Below are 20,509 nucleotides of genomic sequence, written 5' to 3' on the forward strand. Positions count from 1 at the left end.
ATCAATTCATTTCTATTTAGTTGATCGCCAAATCGAAGGTGGACACGGGTGTTCCAATTTCATTTTGAAGATTTGCCCTGCTGAAGGGTTCATATCCATACAGGATGCTGGTGACTTTGAAATCCGGCTTATTGATTTGGACAGTATTACCCGACAGGATATTTGCGCTTACATCGAAAATCCTGCCCTTAGGGTCCACCAGCTGAAAGCCTCTCACAGCTACATTCCCCGGGGTTTTTAATTTTGTACAGTGATCAAATGTCAATAACAGCTTATCACCTTGAAACGTATACCTGACCGGATCAGGATGGTCTGCATTCAATTCAGCTCCATACAAATGTTTACGCACTAAATTTGCCAAACGCCGTCCTACAACCATCTTCTCACGGGGGTGTACATCCAGAGAATCTCCTACATCGAGCGATACGGCCATATATGTACCTGCAATGCTTTTCTCTAATAAGCGCTGTGAGTTTCTAAAATCTCCCCATGAAGGCCGGTCTATACTGGAGAGCTGAACGAAGAAAAAAGGCAAATCTTGATGGAAACTCTTCCGCCAGGAAGAAACCAACGTTGTAAAAAGATGTTCGTGAAGTTCGATGTTATGGGCATTGCTCTCACCCTGATACCATAGGATACCTTTCAATCCGGTGCGCAACCATTTGCTGACACCTGCTTCAAAATTGTAGGCTGGCTGATAGGGATGGCGTTGATTTTTCACTTTCGAAATGGCCAGATTTTGACTGGCGCGCTCCCGGCAGAATTCCTGCAGGAAATCTGATTTTTGCCAATTATGAATATAAGAGGCCAGCAAATCATCGCTTTCTAATGATTTTCGGTCTATCCATGACTCTGTATTGGAGCCGCCAACTGAAAGGTCAATAATGCCAATGGGAATATGCTCTTCTTTGGCGATCTGTGCAGCAAATGAATAGGCTACTGCTGAGAATTGTGCTGCTTCATCCCCGCTAGCTTGCCTCCAGACGCCGCTGAAATACGCCAGATCGTTCACTTTTTTTAAGGTCACCGTATCCCATGCAACAGCATTGGTCTCCACGAGATTGTGACATTTAAAAAGGCGCAGATTAGGAAGGATACCTGCATTTTTGATCAATGAATCACTTTTTAGGGCTCCACGAAGTTGAAAAGCCATATTCGATTGCCCAGCAGCAAGGTATACATCCCCAAAAAGAATATTTTTCAACATGATCTTCTGCCTGCCCGAACTCACTAGGATGTCATAAGGTCCTCCGGCCTCCATTTTGGGCAACTTTATTTCCCAGGAGCCATCTAGATTGACATTGCTCTTATAGTGCTTCTTATTAAAGACAAGGCTGATCTCAGCGGTCGCAGTACCCTTGCCATGGATACTATTTTCCCAATTGCGCTGGAGCACCATATCTGAACCGATTGTTTCGGCCACTTGCAAATCTTGGGTGACAGGTACCAAAGCATTGGCGACCTGTTCAGCAATCAATGCTGCTCCCTGCCTATCGGGATGTAAATAGTCGTCAAAAAGATCAATCCGGTATTGCAGTGGGCTATTCAGATCGATCAGTCTAACTTGGTTGTTTTCTGCTATCTTGGGTATGAGCAGCTGAATTTGATCATACCAATCACGTGTCCCCGACAAGAAGCGCGGATGACCACTGAAAATAGGAGTCAACCGACAGATGTAAATCTGTACATTGGGATTGACGGATCGTATGGAATCTATCAAAGTCGCATAATCTGATGCAAAGAAATGCTTATAATTTGGCCAGTTCCGCGGATCGGTATCATTGAGCCCCAGATGTATAATGGCTATATCTGGTCTAAAATCCAGCGCCTTCCTGTATTCTTCAGTTTGATAATAGGGGTTATGACCCTTACGTAAGAGTGTAGCCCCTGAATGTCCAAAATTCCGTACTTCAAACCGCTGGCCCAGCAAGGCTTGAAGCTGGCCCGGATAAGAATCCTGGACAGGACTGGCGAGGCCATAACCAAAGGTGACGGAGTTACCGATACAGGCTACTTTTGTTCGGGATTGCCCAAAGGCAATCGAGATGGAAACCATCAAACATACAAGTAGACCTGCTTTTTTGGAGCTATAGTTACCCATCGTTCGGATTAAGGATTTTATTTTCATGATCTGTTTATTCAGAATATATAACCAATTACTTATCAGCTGTTTTTGGTTTGAGAAACAGGAGTTGCGAGAGTAACGCTAACAGTACCGCAGCCCCCAATAATGCAAAGCCTAATCCAAAATGGCCTTCATCCTTAAATTTGCCTAGCCACTGTGTGATAACAGCCCCAGCAAACACGCCTACCATATTCATAAATCCATATGCGGTGGCCCGCAATTTTTTGGGAACAACCTGACAGAGAATAGGCATATTGTTCGCATCGAAGATGCCAAAGCCAATACCAAAACAGACCGCTGCTCCCACAACTGAAGGTAAAGTCTGGCCTAATCCTAAAAACAATAAAGCCGGTATGGTCAGTCCAAGGCCAATTGCACTGATATAGATGCGGCCACGGATATGTTTTTGTACCCACTTGTCGCTGAGTATTCCTCCGGCAATAACCCCGATAAAGGAGGAAATCGCGATGGTGATCGTAGACAAGGGGCCTGCTTGGGCCATTGGAATATGCAGACTATCCGCAAATAGTGTTGGCAACCAATTTTTGATGGCCCAGCCGGGTAAACTCGGAGCCGCAAAATAAAACAACAGAATCCAGAACGCCACATTGGAAAATAGCAGCAATAGACTTTTGGGAAGAGACAATTGACCATCCGAACTGCGCTCTTCAATTGATGGCTCGTGTTTTTTCTCCACAAGCAAGACCGCAAGGAGGACTGCATAACATATGCCGATAATTCCAAACCAATGAAATGCAGTATGCCATCCTTTTGAAGCAGCCAACGTGGCACCAAAACCACCCAGGGCCTGACCTGTATAGAGCCCGGTCATATGTAGGCCAATGGCCAAGGATCGATTTTTTCCAGTATGATAATCGGCGATCAAGGAAAGGGCCGTCGGAATATATAGTGCTTCACTAAATCCCATAATTGCCCGCAAAACCAATAGTACTGAATAATCCTGCGCCATCCCCATGCCATAAGTTACGGCCGACCACACAAAAAGACTGCCTACGATCAGCCACTTTCGGTTGCTACGATCGGCAACGATACCTGCTATGGGGCTCATAATACCATAGATGTAAAGAAAAACGGCCATCAATACACCAAAAGTCTCAGCACTTTGCAATTGTGGAATATCGACCTGCATGGCTTCGCGCATGGTTGACAGCATCTGCCGGTCCATATAATTGAGGAGTGCTACTCCCCAAAGGAGGGCTACAACGAGCCAGGGGTAAAAAGGTTTATATCGTAAAGAAGAGATCATTTCAAGCTTTATCGGGTTTATATTGAGTTTTTTATGTCTTACTTTTTAAATCCTATTGCTCATTAAATGTAGCCACCAAGATCTGTGGGCTGCGAACGCCAGCCTTAATTTCGCCACTGGGCAGAATGATCAGATCATCCCAGACTACCGCGGTCGTGGTCACTGGTCCGTCCGAGGGTAGATCGTCCATCTGTTTCCATTCGCTCGATTTCAAATCATAACGCCATACTGCTCTGCCGAAACCGGGATGATTGATCTGCAGTTGATTTTTAGCATCAATGAGTTTCTGTCGCTGAGATGGATGTGATTCCTTTTTAGCATCAAAGATCAGCGCTTCCACCTGATGGAAGGTATTACCCTGGTCTGCACTCAACAACCATATTCCTTTGTCGGGCAATACACAAGCTGTTCCTGCCGCGGCGGGAAAGGGAATGTCCGCCCGTTTGGACCAGGTGCTACCGCCATCGCTTGAGCGCCATAATTCATGATACAACGTTGAGGGGCTATCCGGATAAGCTTTTCTTCCACCAAGTAGATAAAGATCGTGATTATCAGCCAACAATTGTACATGTGAAACTGCATAAGGTAATTTTCCCACAGAGGTCCATCCTTTTTCAAGATGCGCCAGATCCAATTGTAGCACTTGGTCGGATACAGTATCCTGCCCCTCACCACCGGCAACGAAAAGTTTATTGCCATGAACTACCGCCCCCATATTGGCCAGCGGAAATGGTAGGTCAGGAAAGTCTGACACCGCAATTTTCTTGGTATGGGCTTCATATTTAAACAGTCTACAGGCAGCAGTTTTTCCATCAGGAGTCTCTCCTCCGATAACCAGCAGACCATTGGGTAGGCTCAGGCTGGCAGCGTATGCAACTGCCTCAGCAAGGCTATCCTGGGCTGTCAAGCTCAGCCCCGCCCCTTCTTTTCTGTAAATAAAGACCTCTTTTTGGATCTTTTTCGCCCCACCTTCCCAAGGTGGTAAATCCGGAAAATTTGCCCCACCAGCAATCAGGAGACAATCGCCAGCAATACCAGCAATAGGCCCCGCGAGGCCAATATGTGCCTTTCCATGCTGCATGGATGGCAAGGTAATGGTCTTATGCCATGCCAATCGACCAACCTGTGCATTAACAGCACCTGTAAACAGTATTCCCACGATAATTCCCATCCAATGTTGTTTTGTCATATCTATTTATTCTTGAACCTCCTACAGTCACCCCTGTAATCTCCATCTCGCCATAAGCATACAGGATGCCCATAGCGCGATGGAAATCGATATTACTGTGCACAAAACGTCTGAAAACTCAGTTTGTTCACATCTTTCTGAAAGAGCTCAAATTGCTCCGCCGACATGTTTTTCACAGGTAGCCTAAACTCTCCACAATCAAGATCAATTAATTTCATATAAGCTTTCCCCACCGAAATACCACCATACTTCCCAAGCAATGTGATCATGTCGATAGATTGCTGCTGCAATGCATTCGCTTTTTCAAGATCTCCCCTTTCATAAGCATCTATGAGCGCAAGATACAAAGGTGCGGCGTAGTTATAGGTACTTCCAACAGCTCCTTTGGTACCTAAAACCAAGGCTGACAGCATATTCTCATCCCTTCCCCATAACATATCATACTTGTGATCGGCGTAATTCATACAGCTTAGAAAATCCATAAAGTCTTCGTGTGTGTATTTGATTCCCTTAAAATTGGGTATTATGCCATCCACCTTCTTCAACAAGTCGATCATCTGGAAATTTCCACCGGTCAATACAGGAATATGGTAATAATAGAAAGCCGTATTCGGAGCTGCACTTGCAATTTCGACACAGCACTTTGCCAGCTGATCCACGTTGGCAGGTTTAAAATATGATGGTGAGGTAAATGAAACGGCATCTACCCCGACTTGCTCAGCCTGCCTAGCCAGTTGTTGACATTCTTTGATGTTCGTTCCCCCTAAAAGCATCATGAGTGTAAATGCAGCATCCCCCTTTGTCAATGTGGCCCAGGCTGTCATCACTGCAACTTTTTCATCAAAAGTCAATGATACCCCTTCTCCTGTTGAGCCGCAGATAAAAGCACCAGTCACCCGATTGCGTTTTAACATGGCATAGTACTGCGGAATCAGCTCAAGATTCAATTCTCCGTTTTCATCAAAGGGTGTAAAAGGCGCCGCAATTAATCCTGAGATTTTTTGATTTAGCATGATAGTATATTTAATATGATTTTATTTTTCAAGAATAACTAAAACGAAGCATAACCCTTTGTTTGCACCAGCAGACGGTTATTTGTCAACGCATCTCTATTAATCGGCCATAAAAGACGAAATGATTCGGCTACTGGCAATGAAGTATATTTATAAACAAAGTTATCTCCCATTCTTCTCAAATCGTACCAATATTTGCCCTCGCCAATAAATTCCAATTTGCGTTCTTTCAAAATGGCCTCCATAGGATCGGCGTCCATGGTCTGATTTGGAAAGCCTAGCGTACCTTCGTTGTAATTACTGCCATATGCCCTCGCTCTAACCAAATTTATTTCTTCTTTGGGATCTTCACCGAGTATCACTTTAGCTTCAGCTAACAGCAAAAGTAAATCTGCATAGCGATAGATCGGAAAATCATTCGTAAATGCCCGGGATCCTGCATTTTGTTCTCCCTGATATTTTTTCAGGAAACAACCAGCCATGCTGAACTTTCCGGTAGCATCTTTTGAGTATGCCGCTTGAATGGATATATTTTTACGTTGATCCAAATCGCTATAGTCCCGATACGAACGGATGCGTGTCGGTGCACGTAGTATTCCGCCATAATTTTCGGCTGTTACGCTGAATTTTCTGTTGGAAAGCGAATCATAATAATTGGCGATAAGCCCCGATTGTGGAACAAAATCGGATATAAAACCTAAGGTAGCTTCATTTAACTGATGGCGGGTGACAAAAATCATTTCACTATTACCGCGATTGGTTGAAGAAAATAGACTGGAAAAATCTGGTTGCAGTGACAGTGTGAGATTTGACTTGATTTCCGATAAAGCATTTTTGGCTGTTAAAGCAGCATCTTTCCCCCCGCCTCTATGTGCATTCCAAAGATTCACCTCTGCTTTGAGCATTAATGTTGCTGCTTTTGACCAGTACGATTTGGTATTTTTTACAGAATAATCCGATCCGAAGGAAGTCAACGAGTTTTCAAGATCCGCAACAACGAGTGCCAGTACATCCGAAGCTGGTGAAGCTGCTTTGGCAAGGCTGGTAATATCAATGTTTCCAACAGGTTCTGTCTGCAGCACAGCATCCCCCCAGGAGCGATACAACTGAAAATAATAAAATGCCCGCATTCCGTAGGCAATCCCCAAATAATAACCTTTATTTTGAGCAGTCACGACATCAGTCGTATTCAGTTTACTGATTAACAAATTTATCTGATTAATATTCTCGTAAAACGAACCAAAGTTGCTCACCCCAGGGTTATCAAGATCCAAATTATGATTCCACATTCTTTCCAGCCCCTGGGGAGCTTCGCCTGTAAAAGATGATGTCGTTCCGGGGTCGTTTCCAAAGACCTCGCCCTGGTATTCACCCAAAAGGACAAATGCGCGTTCATGGCTCCTAAATCTGGCGTGTAAACCACTCACAAAAGAGTCAAACTGATCTGCTGTCTTCCAATAATTCCCGTCACTAATGGTACTTACAGGATTTAGCTCCAGATTTTTATTGCAAGAACTTAAAAGGCCCAGGCCCAATAGCGTTGCCAAGCTCAGCGTTTTTATATTGATTTTCATCATTTTCAAAGTTTAAGATTAAAAGGATAGTTGAACACCCAGGACATATGATCTTGGTGTAGGATAAGTCCCTAAATATATGCCTGTAACCAAATTATTCCCAGCTACCGGTGGCTCAGGTGATGGTCCCGAGAATTTTGTGATGTAAAACAGGTTAGATCCGGTAAAATAAATACGTGCATGTGAAAATACCCGCGATTTTTCCAGTAATGACTTGGGCATATCATACGAAAGGGTCAGCTCACGGAGGGCCAAATAATCCCCTTTTTCATAAAATCTCGAATTGTTGCTATTCAATACCGCATTGGCATTATTGCCACGTGTATAATTCTGTTTGGATCCGCCGACCTGATCAGCGAAATATACCTTTGGAATGTCCGTTACAGTATTGGAAGGTGACCAAGCCTGCTTTTGCAACTCAATATAATTGAACGTACCTTGATAATTACCTAAGGTCCTTGCGACAAGGTCATTATAAATAGTATGACCAAGCGCAAATTCCCAATTTGAAAAAAGACTCAGATTCTTATAACTTAAATTAGTCGTAAAACCACCCGTCCATTTCGGGTTAATATTGCCCATATAAACTTGGTCGCGTGAATCAATAATATCATTGCCATCCACATCCAGCCAGTTGACGTCTCCAGGTGTAATTCTTCCATTTTTTCCAGCAGGAAGGTTCGGCCCGGTAATTCCAGCGATATTATCTGTCCGATTTCCAGCAATTGCCATTACCTCAGCATCATCTTTAAATATCGACATCTGTCTGTAGGCGTAGATATCACCCAGGGCTTGCCCCTCTTGATACCCACCTACCCATCTTACCTGACCTGAAGCTGGATCAAATATCTGTAACCCGCCTTGACGGTTGTTCTCATTACCATTATTCGGTAATTCCAGTATCTTGTTTTTAACAAATGCGGCATTGGCCCCAATATTCAAATTAATCCCATCTGGATTTCTAAGTACACGGGCCTGAAGACCAAACTCCAATCCCTTGTTTTGCAAGGTACCTAAATTGGTATTTATGGATGAAAAACCTATATAACTAGGCAGCGTTAGATCTGTTAAAAGATTTTTAGTTTTTCTATCATAATAATCGAATAGTAAGGTCACGCGGTCTTGCCATAATCCCAGGTCCAAACCTATACCTGTAGTTTTACTCGTTTCCCAAACCAAATTTCCATTGACGGGCTGTGTATTTAGATAACCAGCTATCCCATTGTAATTGGTTTGCAAGGAATACGTCCCCTGGACTTCATATCGCCCCAGCCCGTTTATATTTCCATTTTCTCCATAGCTGAGTCTAGGCTTCAAGGTTGAAATATACTGTGCCAATTTGGTGTCTTTAAAAAATGCTTCTTGATGCACATTCCAACCAGCGGAAAGGCCTGGAAAAAAGCCCCACCGATGGCCATCTGCTAAACTCGACACACCATCCAGACGGTATACGGCATTTAACAAATATTTCCCATCATAATCATAAGCCAAGCGTCCCATGGAAGAAATAATTCTATATTCAGATTTGGAGGAGGTATTATCACCCGCTACGAAAACAGTCGATGCATTGACGGTCGGTATATCGTCTGTAGGCGCATTTTTCCCATACACTTGCATATAATCAGTTTTCGTGTTAAAATACTCTGCCCCCAACATGGCATTCAGGTTATGCTTCTCGCCGAATGTCTTGGTATAATTTAAAATACCGTTGAACTGTGTCTGAAAATCGCGATTGATATTGCGATAGGCATCCCTAGAAGTACTACCTATAGTCTCTGGATTGGAAAATACATTGGCATATGTTTGGGTAGATTTTTGAAAGAACTCGTTTAACACTTCTTTCATATAGGCATTTCCTGAAACTTTGAGATATAGACCAGGAATGATATCCCATTTTAGGGAACCATTTAGGACAATGCGATTCGTTTCATTGTTTCTTTCCATACGGCTCAACCAATACAATGGATTGCCGTCATTGATGCCATTACCAGGGTTAGGTCTTGTTTTGGCTTCATCAACCCAGGGATTAAATGTAGGCCAAATAGCCAAATTCCGATATAATGCACTTACTTCAGATCCACCAACCCCATATTGAGAAGCCGTTGACAGATTCACGGATGTAGTAACCTCCAGATTAGGTTTCAACTTATATGACCCATTGAGGTCGGCCGTATATCTTTTATACTTAGAGCCAACGATAATACCATTTTCATCATATGCATCAAATGCTGCGAAATATTTTCCACGATCGTTACCGCCGGATACATTCACATAGTGATCCTTTGTATAGGTATTCCGAAATAAGATATCCTCAATCTCGCCTGAATGGTCTTTATAGATTATTTGGCCACCATAGGGATCTTCGACCAGTTGCCAGCCTTTAGCTAATAATGGATCCAGGTCAGATGTGTAACGACGGATATCGAACGATGATAAATTGGCATTGTCAGTCAATAATCCCAATCCCCTGGCACCATTTGCTGTCTCAATCGTTTTACCCGCATTTAAATACCCCAAGCGTGTATAATAAATGTAGTCCCCGGCGTTCATGTAACGATATCCATCCCGACGCTGGTTAAAGCCTCCTGTGAATTTATAGGATATATTTGACACTCCCGACTTACCGGTTTTCGTTGTGATCAAAACGACACCATTATTTGCACGGGCTCCATATATGGCCGTTGCAGAAGCATCTTTTAGCAGTTCTATGGATTCAATATTATCCGAACTCACGTCATTCATATCGCGAATGACACCGTCTATTACCACCAATGGGGGGCTGGAACTTTTAATTGATGCCCCACCGCGCAATTTTAACATAGGTGCTGCACCGGGTGTACCCGATTTGTTCACCACCTGCAGTCCAGGTACAGTTCCCTGTAAGGCTGTAGCAACATTAGAACGGGGTGTATTTTGTAGAACAGTTTTATCCACCTTGGAGATGGAGCCAGTTACACTTCTCCTATTTTGCGTTCCATACCCCACTACCACAACCTCATCCATTTGCTCAACCCTGGACTCAAGTCTGATATCCAATTGATTTAATTGCCCAACTTTTACTTCATACGGCCTATATCCTGTAGACGTGATAATTAAAATAGTATTGGGATTGGTACTGATCGAGAACGTTCCATCAGCACTTGCCTGCAAAGATTGGTTGGATCCTTTGACCTTTACCGTGGCATTACTAAGTAATTCGCCAGTCTTTGCATCGCTAATTTTTCCTCGCACTGCATGGTCTTGTGCTTGAGCCAACAGCATATTGCCGGTCAATAAAGACAAGGTGAGAAGAGTTCGTAATTTTAGGTTTGAATACATATTGGTTTGTATTAAGTATTACATAATGACAAATATATAAAATATAGAATGTAAAAAACAAATATAAATTACATTATGTATAACATATTGTTGATTTTAATTAATTATCTTTGTCTTAACGCGCCTAATGCGCTATATGTAATATATATGGAATCGAAATCTTCGCTCATAGAACATCTGAATACAATTGATACCTCTTCATTAGTAGATCGTGCAGAAAAAGAAATCATCAACCTCTTTGTCAATCAAGGTTTAAAAGTTGGGGATGCATTACCTAAGGAAATTGAATTAGCTGAAACGCTTGGCGTTAGCCGTACAGTTGTTCGGGAGGCCATGCTAAGATTGCGTATGATAGGATTGATTGAATCAAAAAAACATCGCGGAGCTGTTCTTACAAGTCCTGATCTTATCAAACCGCTGCGCAAATCACTTTATCCAACCATCATGGAAAACAAGACTTTACAAGATCTATTTGAAATGCGTATGATTTTGGAAGTGGGTATGGCTGATATTCTATTCGAACATATACAGGAAAAAGATATTGAAGAATTGGAAGCGATCGTTGCAAAGGAACCATTGGATGCAGATAATACAATTTTTGACATTGAAACTGAAATTTCCTTTCACGGTAAACTTTATGAAATAACCGGCAACACGATCCTCAAAGACTTCCAGCATATGCTCTTACCTGTTTTTCAGTATGTTCATAGCAGTGGTCTATTGACCAGTTCTAGCGCATCAAAAAGTTTCATATCACACCGTGGATTAGTGGATATATTAAAGGTGGGGAATGCGGAAGTTTTTAGGAATGCTATGCGGAAGCATCTTGATAATCATTATCAAAGGCTCTTTTCGTATAAGAAATCGGCTGATGTAAGTCGGCAGTAAAAGCGTAAAATCAGCTCCCTTCCCCCCAAAAAAAACAACGATCAATTTTAAACAGAATGTACAATGAAACTAAAAACTCTCTTATTCGTATTGCTTGCACTGCCGCTATTTAAACCTGCTTCTGCACAGAAAAAACCTAACATTGTCATTATTATTTCGGATGATCATGCCTATCAGACCATTGGAGCCTATGGTTCACCATATGGCAAGACCCCACAGATTGATCGCATTGCTGCTCAAGGAGCCATATTTAAAAATGCTTTTGTCAACAATTCCATATGTGGTCCAGCGCGAGCCACTTTGTTGACCGGCAAGTACAGTCATAAAAATGGATTTAAGGATAATGAAACTTCTGCATTTGACTATAGCCAGGACCTTTTTGTCAAGCAGTTGCAAAATGTGGGCTACAATACCGCCTGGGTGGGTAAGATTCATTTGGGTGACAAATTACAGGGCTTCAATTACTACGATATTCTGGTTGGACAGGGAACCTATTTCAATCCGGATTTTATTAGCAAGCAGGGACGTAAACGTACCGAAGGTTACGTATCTGATATCGTCACCGAGAAAGCGATAAATTGGCTCGATACAGTCGATGCCAATAAACCTTTTTGCTTAGTCATCGGCCACAAGGCTACTCACCGGACATGGATGCCCGATCCAAAAGACTTTGGCACTTATGATACTGTCAATTTTACGTTACCCAAAACCTTCTACGACAATTACCAAAGTAGAGAAGCGGCAACCTTGCAAGAAATGTCAATTGATAAAGATATGCAGATGGGCTATGACCTTAAGATGTTCAAATCATTAGAAGATATGATGGCGGATGGCAATTTCAAACGGATGAACCAAGCTCAAAAAGATAGCTATATTGCCTATTACCGCCCAATTTACGAACAATTAAAACAAGGTAAATTGACAGGTAAACAGCTAGCCGAATGGAAATTCAAACGGTATATGATCGATTATCTTAATACGGCTCAATCAATGGACCGAAACATCGGTAAGGTATTAGATTATCTGGATCATAAATCCCTCAGCGAAAATACAATCGTTATTTATCTATCGGATCAAGGTTTTTATATGGGCGAACACGGCTGGTTTGACAAGCGCTGGATGTATGAGGAATCCTTTCGCACACCTATGGTCATGCGTTACCCAGCCTTATTACAGGCACATTCAACCATTGATGCTAAAATCGTTAATGCCGATATTGCACCTACCTTGCTTGAGCTTGCCTCAGTCAAGAAACCTAAAGATATGCAAGGAGAATCTTTTGTTCATGTACTGAAAAATAATAAAGAAGAACATCGCAAAGATTTATTTTATCATTACTTTGAAAATGGAGAACATGCCGTGAGTCCACATTTTGGGGTCCGAGATGACCGTTATAAATTGATCCGTTATTATAAACGCGTGGAAAATTGGGAACTTTTTGATCTTGAAAAAGATCCAAATGAGCTTCATAATGTATACAAGGATCCCTCTTACCGGAGCGTGGTCAACATGATGAAAAAGAAACTTGTCAATCAAATGCGCAAATTTGATGACAAAGAGGCAGAGGCTATTTATAAAGTCAATATAGACCATTAACAAACTGCGGGTATCCGATTTAATGGATACCCGCAGTCGTTTATAAGCAAACCACCACTCTTTTAACGGGGATAAGATGTCTCACAACTGCTTCAACAATTAGGGGTTAGCCCCCTGATTAGCAACCAAAGGCCAATTAGGATTTTGATAGATCATCGAACCACTCGGATTTCCATCCGTCGACGTTATGCTCAAATGACTTATAGCGATCGGTGACAAATAATGGGCACTTGTCCAGCTATAGCCATTTAAAACAAGATTATTAGCCGAAAGATTAATCCGATAGGGTCTTAAATATTGACTTTCCTGTGGTGAAGACACATTTGCGGTTTTCCCTGCAGTGCCTGGAACGATTAGAGTAGTATTTCCTCCTTGCTTATACCAGTCTTGCATAGGCCCCCAAAGCTTCATTCCCTCGATAATGTATGGATTACTTGTCAATTGATCCAGTGCTCGCCAACGCTTGAGATCATTAAATCTAAAACCCTCCGCAATCAGCTCCAAACGGCGCTCCCTTCTGATATTATAAAGGATTTTGTCGGAAAGTAATCGTCCTGCTGAATATGCAGCGAAGTCTCCTTTAGCTTCCTTTTGCATGTCCGTCGCATTCACAGTTATCATAAAATCGGTATTTACACCTGCTCTTTCTCGGATTTTTGTCCAGTAGCTAGTGGCTTTTGCGTCTATCATTCCCTTTGCAAGATAACTCGCTTCAATATAGTTTAGATAGGCTTCTACGGCACGAAATACAATCGAGCCTGTGGTACCCGTTTGCCCCTCAGCTTGGGAAAAAAGATAACTCATTCCTTTTTTTAAAGCGTAACCGGTCACATACCGTGTTTCTGCCAAGCCGATAATATCAGGTCGCGGCTCTGTCTGCACGCTACCTGTTGTTGAAGTCTGGTTGGTATAACTCAATTCTCCAGGGGCTTTCATAAATAGCTGTAGGCGATTATCCCGATTTTTTTTGACGAGGCTAATTGAATCATCACCTGCATACCCAGAGTTTGAAGCATAAATAGGCAACCCATTTTTCATTGTAAAATTTTCCACAAGACCTCTTGAATAACCAGAATTGCCACCATTACGATTCATGTAATGATTTACAGCATGTGTAATCCCTAAGGGTAGTGAGTAGCTCCGCCATAAAAGTACTTCGTTGTAACCATTTAGATTTTCGTCCCCAAACATTTTGAAATAGGGATTAGAAGATGAATTATAACCGTCGTCCTTTGTGTTTCCAACAAGCTCCACAGCATCAGCCACTTGAACTGCTGCCATCATCGATTGTTCTAAAAAATAACTGATCTCACTATCGATATTGATCGAAAAATTTGGATGTGATTTTGCACCCGGCCAGCCAGCTCCTCCAGGAACAAACGCTGTTCCTTTATGATATTTTAACCAAGAGCCTTCAAATAGCCCTACTCGCGATTTGAAAAGTAATGCGGCCTTTTTTGAAATACGATTTTTCCCGTCTGGGGCAACATCATTCAATAGCGTAATCGCGGAATCTAAATCTGAAAGGATAAATCTAACTACCATATTCCTAGGTTGACGAATTGAAGCAGCCCTCAGCTCTTCCATATGATCTTTCAGTGTATGTTTAACAATTGGAAAATCACCTAGTGACTGTACTTTATTGAAATATTCATACGCTCGCAAAAAATAGGCTTCACCCACGTAATGGTTTATATTTGCCGAATTTCCAGTTAATTTGCCATCCTTCCATTTGGGAAGTACTTGTTCGAGAAAATAGTTTAACTGCCTAATCTGAGTAAAATCCCACTCTCCCCCCGAACTTGGCACTCGCCATTCTCCGGGAACCCAACGTGTGGAATACCCCGAAGTCACCTGATTATCGGTACCGTTATCATTAGCAAAGATACCCAGTCCCCAACCAGCGTGTGATGGAAAGTTATACCGACCAACGGTATAGGCTGCTAAGTCTGCTTCAGTGTTTAAATATTCTTTTGGTGTCACATTAGACAAAGGCTCTCTGTCCAAATACTTATTGCAGGAATTCAGCGTTAGAATAAGTGTTAGCGACAACCCCCAAATGATTGTCGAAAAATAGTATGTCGTTTTCATCTCTATCTGTTTAAAAATTTATATTTAGTCCAAAAGAATACGTCGTTGAAAATGGATATGTTTTACCATCATTCCAGCCCCCAAGTCCAACAGTCTCCGGGTCAAAAACCTTAGCCATTTTGGTAAAAGTCAACAAATTCTCTCCTGATGCATAAACACGAATTTTTGAAAATCCTATTTTGTTCAATAGTTGGGGAGAAAACGTATAGCCCAGCTGAGCATTCTTTAAACGCAAATAAGCAGCGTTTTGTAAATATCTAGTTTGTGTTTGTTGGTTTTTCGAGGTATTAAAATAAGGTCTTGGTAAATACGAATCTTTATTAATACCCAAAACACCATTTTGTACCATAATAGAATTCTCATCACGATAGAAATCCATATTTTCTACAAATCCAGAAGATTGCCACATGCCACCATTCGCTCCCCAAAAATATGGGCCATTGGGCATGTAATCACGTTTTCCTACACCCTGCAAGAATATTCCCAGATCGAACCCTTTGTAATTAAGGCTTAAGTCAAAACTATAGCGATAACGTGGAGCCGAATTTCCTATGATTGTCAGATCCCCAGGATTTGCCAGCGTATTAGCTCCATTATTGACCTGGCCGTCTCCATTGAGATCAGCATACATAATATCACCAGCTTGCCAGTTTGTTCCAAAAGATTGTTTAGCGTTAGTAAGGTGGGCTGCCATTTCTTCTGCGCTCTGTGCTATTCCTAAAGTTTGGTACCCCCAGATTTCCCCATTCTTCCGCCCATCATACCAAGTACTCAACGTACCTGTTGGATTGGGATATTTGGTAACTGTCTGGCGATCATCGGAAAGCACCCCTCTCACGCTATAATTTAATTTACCGATATGATCTTTCCAATTTAGTTCAATTTCAAAGCCTTTGGAATTCATCTCGGCGTTGTTTAAGCGGGGTACAGCTGTGCCCAAAATGACAGGTAGCTCTGGTGCTGGCCCTATCATATCAAAGGTATTTCGACGATAGACTTCAAGAGATAAACCTAAGCGATTCGAAAGTGCTTGTACATCCAGGCCTATGTTCCAGCTGGATACGCGTTCCCAGGTCAATGTCGACGCAATAAGCCCGGGAGCACCAGCTGTATTGGATTTTTGTCCATTCAAAAGCCATATGCCACTGGCAATACTTACTGGCATTGTCGCATAAAAAGGATACCAATTGTCCGTATATTGATTTCCCAACTCGCCATAGGAACCACGCAATTTAAACATGGATACATGCTCCTTAATAGGCCAAAAGGATTCATTTGCTAGGTTCCATCCTACGGAAACGGACGGAAACAGATTCCATCGCAAATCTCTTGGAAAACGTGAAGAACCATCGTACCGACCATTAGCTTCAAAAAGATACTTATCTTTGTAACTATAGTTAAAACGTCCAAAAAATCCGGCGGTGGCCCAATGTTGATAACCACCCGATGCTCTCGGATTGGTGGTGGCGGTATTCAATGTCGGCACGTTATCTGTGATTAAATCACTCATGCTGCCATTAAGGTCCCTATATTTGTTCAGTTCTGAATTGAAACCACCTAAAATTTTAAAATGGTGATCATCGTTGATATCAATGGAATAATCCGAAAACAAATTGGTACTGAAATATTCATCTTTCCGATTGTACTCCGACACATTGGTATATCCTGCCGCATTGTATCCTACTGCAACGGGAAAAGGGTTTCCTTTGGCGTCATTTGAATAAGCTCTCAAGATTTCAGCATGATCATTTTGACTTGTAATGCGATAATTTACATTCCCGGTTATATTCCAGTTTTTGATTGGTTGATAATGCAATTGTAACTGTTGATAGAGAAAATCTTTCTGAAATTTTGAACGACCTCCTTGCTGCAGCTGCAAAATTTCACTAGGTTCGGCATAATTTCCATTAGGATCATATAACGGTATAGTGGGCCATCTTCGAGCTATATTATGATAATATAGATCATTCATATGACTTGCTTTTCCATAATCTTCCCGCACAAAACGTGTATTGGACATGAGATCCAATTTATCATTGATCTTGGCATTTATCTTAGTAGAGAAAGAATAGCGTTGGAAATTGTCCTTAGCAAATCGATTCAAACCCTTTTGATCCATATAATTTGCAGAACTATAAAAATTAAGTTTATCAGTACCACCATTCAAACTAAGTGTATGTTCATGGGAAGTTGTAAAATCTCGATAAAACTCTTTAAACCAATTGGTATTTCCATTGGAACCTGTGTAATATTGAAACCTATTATTCGCATCAGCTGTTGTTGTCGCCTCTATTTCTCCTTTTTGATAAGCTTCAATTCGGTCCAAAACTTCTTGTGAAAATTTTGCTCCCTCGCCATCGTTTGCTGCAACCTCATTGAAATAGTAAGCAAATGTTTTGGAATCTAACATCGTGGGTAGCCCTCGTGGCTTGCCTAATCTTATATTATTGCTATAATTTGCAGTTATCTTGCCTGATTTTCCAGACTTTGTCGTAATGAGAATAACACCAAAAGGTGCCCTCGACCCGTAAATAGCCGACGCAGCAGCATCTTTAAGTACCGTAATATTTTCAATATCCTGAGGATTCAAAGCATTCATATTACCTTCCATTCCATCAATCAAAACCAAAACTGATGAACTTGACCCCACACCTATCGTTCCAGCACCGCGAATATTGACACTTAGATTTTGATTTAGCTCGCCCCCCAATCCAGTAGTCTGTAAATTTAGCCCAGGGATCATTCCCTGTAAAGCTTGTCCAACATTCTGTACAGGCCTTGATTCCAACTCTTTGCCATCAATAGAAGAAACTGCACCAGTCAAATTTGCTTTCTTTTGTGTTCCATATCCCACAACTACGACTTCTTCCAAGGCCCTATCCTGCACTGACATCGTCAACAGTATTGGAGTGCGACTCGCATTTTGACTCACAGTAGCATATCCCACATAGGAAAAATCTAAAACGGATCTTTCATTCGCTACTTTTAAATTGAATGTGCCATCTTCTGCTGTCAATACAGAATTAGAGGTGCCTCTTTCTGTTACAGTCACACCTGCCATGGGTTCACCCAAGGCATTTAAGACTGTCCCTTTAACCGCTATTTTATCTAATTTTTGACCTGAAATAATTTTTGATGTATTTCGCTCCCTGGGTTTAACAATAATCGTCTTCCCTTCAATCACAAAATCTAGATCCTGTCCTGTCAAAGCTTTCTTCAACACCAATCGCAAGTCTAATTTCGAGCCCGAATAAGTGACCAATTTTTTGCTTTGTAGAATATCCGAATCATAGATGATCTGATATCCTGTTTGTCGGCGGATCTCTTTTAAGACTTCAGCTAGCGGTGCATTTTTTAAATTCAGATTTAGCTCTTGAGCCTTTACTAAAGAAAAATTTTGGAGGGCCATTAAAGCGAAAATAGTACCAATTCTTGATGATCGCTTGAGAAAAGTGAAGGCAGATTCATTTCCAACTAGCCAAAATTTGTTTTTTTTTAGGTGAAATTTTTTATTCATATTTTTAGGTTTATTGTAAATGGGGACTTTCCCCAATTCTACAATAAAGAGTCTTCCAAACTCAGTTACCCTAAAAACTATTTTGAAAAACTATTTTATGGCCTTCCAAATTGATATCCATATTGCCTGATTTTTTTATAAGATCTAAAATTTCAGAAAAAGGACGATCTCTTTTAAGAAATAATGTAAAATTCCGTTTTGGAACTTTATTGGCATCAAAATGAATGGGATAAATATTAGCAAGATCTGAAAGAATATAGCTTAAGCTTTTGTTTTCGTAATATAAGTTACCATCTTTCCAAGAGGTATAGTCTTCAGTTATAGCAATTGTTTTACTGATAGCCCCCTGCTCATTTAGCACGGCCCGCTCTCCAGGAGAAAGTGACGCATTTTTTCCAGATTTAGTACTTCTTAAAGCGATTCTTCCCTCTGTTAAAACAGCTTCTTCTACCTTTCCTCTCGACAAAACATTGAACTTAGTACCTAAAACGGAAATACGCTGACCTTCGGTCAGGACAACAAGTTTTTGCTTCTTTCCATACTGTTCCTTATGAGAAGCTTCAAAAAAAGCTTCTCCTTTTAGCTTCACGACCCTATTTTCTAAAAAATTTCCTTTATAACTCAATTCAGAGTTGGAATTGAGAAATACTGTTGTCCCATCTTTTAACAAAACCTTATAAAAGCCGCCAACACCAACACGCAAAACAACATCATCAAACTGAGAAACTGATGATTCTGTCTGTTCAATAATCAACATATTGTTTTTTTTGCTGACTTTGAAAGGTTTGTCTCCACTATTCCTCCATGCTGTAAGCGGAACAGGCTTTGATCCTGAAATTGTAATATCGCCAGCTGTAATATCGGCATAAATATGTTCCGCTTGTTTAGGCGAAAAATCATTAGAACGCAAATAAAAAATGATTAAACTAACGGAAATAGATAAAACAAAAAATAGGATGCTTCCATTCAACAAACGTTTTTTACGCTCCTTCGCACTAATAGTTGCTTGAATACGATCAAAAGTTTGTTTTTTTATATCTTCTCTATCGTTTAGGGACATATGCGTATAATACGGGTGAATTTAAAGGTTTTAATTGTTTGTAATACAAAATAACGAAAAGGTTAATATAATTATAAGGCTTTTCGTAATTTATTCAAGACTTTTGATATATGATATTCAACAGATTTAATACTTAGATTCATTTTTTTTGCGATTTGTTTGTAGGATAAATCATCTTCGCGGCTCATAATAAAAATTGCTCTCGTTTTGTTCGGAAGCCTTGCTATTAACTTATCAAGCTGATCGGAAAGCTCTTTATATAGAAGTTCATCATGATCATTAGATATATCTAACATCAGCTGTTCCTCCACTTCATTTAATCTACGCAGTTTTCCCAACAACTTAAAACATCTGTTTTTCGTACAAATGAACAAATAATCTTTAAGCGATGAATGAATGTCTAATCGATTATGCCGCGCCCATAATTCGGTAAAAACATCATGAATAACATCCTGAGCAAGATACTCCTCTTTCATTATTCGAAGCGCAAAATTATACAATCCATCCCAGTAAAAATTATAAACTAGGGAAAATGCTTGCATATCTCCTTCTTTTAGACATAGTAATATTTTGTGTTCTATTTGACTTTCCACTTGATTCGATTCCATATTGGTATTTAAATGTTCTAGGTTAGCAGAATGTTTTTAAGATTAATTGGTTAGATTAAGAATATGCTAACAGTATTATGTATTACATAAAGTACAATATTAAGACTTTTTTATAAATGTATGTCATGATATATAAATTTTTTAAATAAAAAAATCATCCCAATTTTGCTTTGACTAGAAATTATATTGCTCTTTTTATTACCTTGGTATATTGATATTTTTATTTCATTGAAGGATACCATGATAAAAACAAGAATGATATA

12 protein-coding genes are annotated in these 20,509 nt (G+C 40.8%); 2 read left to right on the forward strand and 10 right to left on the reverse strand.

Annotation, left to right across the window (positions count from 1 at the left end):
- Positions 1 to 16: 16 nt before the first annotated feature.
- The 6 genes from HX021_RS06580 to HX021_RS06605 all read right to left on the reverse strand — a co-directional run bounded on the left by HX021_RS06580 (position 17) and on the right by HX021_RS06605 (position 10,486).
- A complete protein-coding gene (locus HX021_RS06580; protein ID WP_286589354.1) occupies positions 17 to 2,128 on the reverse strand; it encodes a GDSL-type esterase/lipase family protein in 2,112 nt (703 codons plus the stop codon).
- A 28-nt stretch (positions 2,129 to 2,156) separates the two neighbouring features.
- Positions 2,157 to 3,392 (reverse strand): MFS transporter, encoded by a 1,236-nt coding sequence (locus tag HX021_RS06585; RefSeq protein WP_286589355.1) that lies wholly within the window; start codon positions 3,390 to 3,392, stop codon positions 2,157 to 2,159.
- A 52-nt stretch (positions 3,393 to 3,444) separates the two neighbouring features.
- Positions 3,445 to 4,581, reverse strand: coding sequence for a hypothetical protein (locus HX021_RS06590; RefSeq protein ID WP_286589356.1), 1,137 nt, complete (start codon positions 4,579 to 4,581; stop codon positions 3,445 to 3,447).
- A gap of 92 nt (positions 4,582 to 4,673) precedes the next feature.
- Positions 4,674 to 5,594 carry a dihydrodipicolinate synthase family protein gene (locus tag HX021_RS06595; protein ID WP_286589357.1) on the reverse strand — a complete coding sequence of 307 codons (921 nt, stop codon included), beginning with the start codon at positions 5,592 to 5,594 and terminating at the stop codon, positions 4,674 to 4,676.
- 38 nt (positions 5,595 to 5,632) lie between these two features.
- Positions 5,633 to 7,171, reverse strand: a complete 1,539-nt coding sequence (gene nanU, locus HX021_RS06600; RefSeq protein WP_286589358.1) for a SusD family outer membrane lipoprotein NanU — start codon at positions 7,169 to 7,171, stop codon at positions 5,633 to 5,635.
- A gap of 15 nt (positions 7,172 to 7,186) precedes the next feature.
- Positions 7,187 to 10,486, reverse strand: a complete 3,300-nt coding sequence (locus HX021_RS06605) for a SusC/RagA family TonB-linked outer membrane protein (RefSeq protein WP_286589359.1) — start codon at positions 10,484 to 10,486, stop codon at positions 7,187 to 7,189.
- 147 nt (positions 10,487 to 10,633) lie between these two features.
- On the opposite strand from HX021_RS06605, the gene HX021_RS06610 reads away from it, so the two are divergent.
- Both HX021_RS06610 and HX021_RS06615 read left to right on the forward strand, forming a co-directional pair.
- The gene (locus tag HX021_RS06610; RefSeq protein WP_286589360.1) at positions 10,634 to 11,374 is read left to right on the forward strand and encodes a FadR/GntR family transcriptional regulator; all 741 of its coding nucleotides are present in this window, start codon (positions 10,634 to 10,636) and stop codon (positions 11,372 to 11,374) included.
- Between the two features lie 63 nt (positions 11,375 to 11,437).
- Positions 11,438 to 12,970: a sulfatase family protein gene (locus HX021_RS06615; RefSeq protein WP_286589361.1), complete on the forward strand. Its 1,533-nt coding sequence runs from the start codon at positions 11,438 to 11,440 to the stop codon at positions 12,968 to 12,970.
- A 99-nt stretch (positions 12,971 to 13,069) separates the two neighbouring features.
- On the opposite strand, the gene HX021_RS06620 is transcribed toward HX021_RS06615, so the two are convergent.
- The 4 genes from HX021_RS06620 to HX021_RS06635 all read right to left on the reverse strand — a co-directional run bounded on the left by HX021_RS06620 (position 13,070) and on the right by HX021_RS06635 (position 20,246).
- A complete protein-coding gene (locus tag HX021_RS06620; protein ID WP_286589362.1) occupies positions 13,070 to 15,061 on the reverse strand; it encodes a RagB/SusD family nutrient uptake outer membrane protein in 1,992 nt (663 codons plus the stop codon).
- 10 nt (positions 15,062 to 15,071) lie between these two features.
- Positions 15,072 to 18,578, reverse strand: coding sequence for a TonB-dependent receptor (locus tag HX021_RS06625; protein ID WP_286589363.1), 3,507 nt, complete (start codon positions 18,576 to 18,578; stop codon positions 15,072 to 15,074).
- A gap of 70 nt (positions 18,579 to 18,648) precedes the next feature.
- Positions 18,649 to 19,638, reverse strand: a complete 990-nt coding sequence (locus HX021_RS06630; protein WP_286589364.1) for a FecR family protein — start codon at positions 19,636 to 19,638, stop codon at positions 18,649 to 18,651.
- Positions 19,639 to 19,709: 71 nt separating this feature from the next.
- Positions 19,710 to 20,246, reverse strand: coding sequence for an RNA polymerase sigma-70 factor (locus tag HX021_RS06635; RefSeq protein ID WP_286589365.1), 537 nt, complete (start codon positions 20,244 to 20,246; stop codon positions 19,710 to 19,712).
- Positions 20,247 to 20,509 lie beyond the last annotated feature (263 nt).

The organism is Sphingobacterium sp. N143 (genome assembly GCF_030325625.1).
In the GTDB taxonomy this organism is placed as follows: Bacteria; Bacteroidota; Bacteroidia; order Sphingobacteriales; family Sphingobacteriaceae; genus Sphingobacterium.

Bases quoted from the DNA above. Each gene is read 5' to 3' on its own strand.
- HX021_RS06585 (WP_286589355.1), bottom strand. From the start codon at position 3,392: ATGATCTCTTCTTTACGATATAAACCTTTTTACCCCTGGCTCGTTGTA.
- HX021_RS06620 (WP_286589362.1), bottom strand. From the start codon at position 15,061: ATGAAAACGACATACTATTTTTCGACAATCATTTGGGGGTTGTCGCTA.
- nanU (WP_286589358.1), bottom strand. From the start codon at position 7,171: ATGATGAAAATCAATATAAAAACGCTGAGCTTGGCAACGCTATTGGGC.
- HX021_RS06605 (WP_286589359.1), bottom strand. From the start codon at position 10,486: ATGTATTCAAACCTAAAATTACGAACTCTTCTCACCTTGTCTTTATTG.
- HX021_RS06625 (WP_286589363.1), bottom strand. From the start codon at position 18,578: ATGAATAAAAAATTTCACCTAAAAAAAAACAAATTTTGGCTAGTTGGA.
- HX021_RS06615 (WP_286589361.1), top strand. From the start codon at position 11,438: ATGAAACTAAAAACTCTCTTATTCGTATTGCTTGCACTGCCGCTATTT.
- HX021_RS06630 (WP_286589364.1), bottom strand. From the start codon at position 19,638: ATGTCCCTAAACGATAGAGAAGATATAAAAAAACAAACTTTTGATCGT.
- HX021_RS06580 (WP_286589354.1), bottom strand. From the start codon at position 2,128: ATGAAAATAAAATCCTTAATCCGAACGATGGGTAACTATAGCTCCAAA.
- HX021_RS06610 (WP_286589360.1), top strand. From the start codon at position 10,634: ATGGAATCGAAATCTTCGCTCATAGAACATCTGAATACAATTGATACC.
- HX021_RS06635 (WP_286589365.1), bottom strand. From the start codon at position 20,246: ATGGAATCGAATCAAGTGGAAAGTCAAATAGAACACAAAATATTACTA.
- HX021_RS06590 (WP_286589356.1), bottom strand. From the start codon at position 4,581: ATGACAAAACAACATTGGATGGGAATTATCGTGGGAATACTGTTTACA.
- HX021_RS06595 (WP_286589357.1), bottom strand. From the start codon at position 5,594: ATGCTAAATCAAAAAATCTCAGGATTAATTGCGGCGCCTTTTACACCC.